Annotated in this window: 1 protein-coding gene; it reads right to left on the bottom strand. The window is 29.7% G+C overall.

Features of this window, described 5'->3' with window-relative positions; all coding sequences use genetic code 11:
* Window positions 1-107: 107 nt before the first annotated feature.
* Window positions 108-974 (bottom strand): alpha/beta hydrolase, encoded by an 867-nt coding sequence (locus G3997_RS02635; protein WP_296647656.1) that lies wholly within the window; start codon window positions 972-974, stop codon window positions 108-110.
* Window positions 975-1,147: the final 173 nt, after the last annotated feature.

Genomic DNA, 1,147 nt, shown 5'->3' with positions numbered 1-1,147 from the left:
TTTATTGAAGATTTTAAAGCGGAATCTATATGTTTAGAGTGGCATGATTTAAGTATATATAAAAGATTTTAGTATCTGTATAATAAAAAGCTGCCATATGGCAGCTTTTAGTTATTTCCTATACTATCAAGTAAATCAATTATACTATCTGATGTAATATTTAATTGTTTTTCCTCACTTATTAATGCATCATGGTCGCCTTTTTGCTTACCATAATCTCCAAACTGAGCATGATTTGCTCCTTCAATTTCTACGTAAGTAGTATCCTCTGGTAAGTTGTCTTTTGATTCTATAAGCTTAGTAAAGTTTACAACACCATCTTTGCTTCCCCATATAGAAAGTACTTCTTTTCCTAAATCTTTAAGATCATCATTTGATGGATATGATGCAAGTAACACTACTCCATCAACTAATTTTTCTTTGGCTGCAAATTTAGCCGCAGCGACACCACCTAAAGAATGTCCTCCTACAACCCAAGATTTTATATTTTCATGTTCTTCTATAATTTTCTCAGCTCTATTAGGTGATAGCATAGCAAAATCTAAAGGCATATCAGCTATAACTACCTCATATCCACGTTCTGCTATCATTTTACATAATGGTGCATATGCTTTAGCATCTACTTTTGCTCCAGGATATAATATAAATCCTTTAGTTGCTTCTTTTCCTATTGGAGTAAAAGTTATATCTTTATCTACACTTACTTCAACCTTACTGTCACTAACTAATGAGTCTAATGCTAGTTGTCCTGGCTTATATGATGTGCCTATCCAAGTAGCAACCCCTATTATTAATATAAGTACTAATATACATGAACCAATTTTTATATTCTTCTTTAATATATCTTTTTTATGTTTAATCTTTTCCTCATTTTGATTATCATCTTCATCTTGCAGTAGAGGTCTTTGAAGCTCCATAGTTATGCTAAATGTATCCTCTAAGTCTGTATATCTTCTTTGTACTTCTTGTGCCATACTATCCCTCCATAAATCTAAGATGCTATATTCTAGTTTATCATATATAAAACTTTTTTTCATTACTGTTAAATTTTAAATTATTAAAAAAGCTACCTTAAAATTGTATTTACTAATAAAATACAATTCAAGGTAGCTTTTAAATGTATATTTTTTATAATTTATTTCCACAA

Source organism: Romboutsia sp. 13368 (genome assembly GCF_018336475.1).
Taxonomy (GTDB): domain Bacteria; phylum Bacillota; class Clostridia; order Peptostreptococcales; family Peptostreptococcaceae; genus Romboutsia.
This window is presented reverse-complemented; position numbering and strand designations above follow the sequence as displayed.

Bases quoted from the DNA above. Each gene is read 5' to 3' on its own strand.
- G3997_RS02635 (WP_296647656.1), bottom strand. From the start codon at position 974: ATGGCACAAGAAGTACAAAGAAGATATACAGACTTAGAGGATACATTT.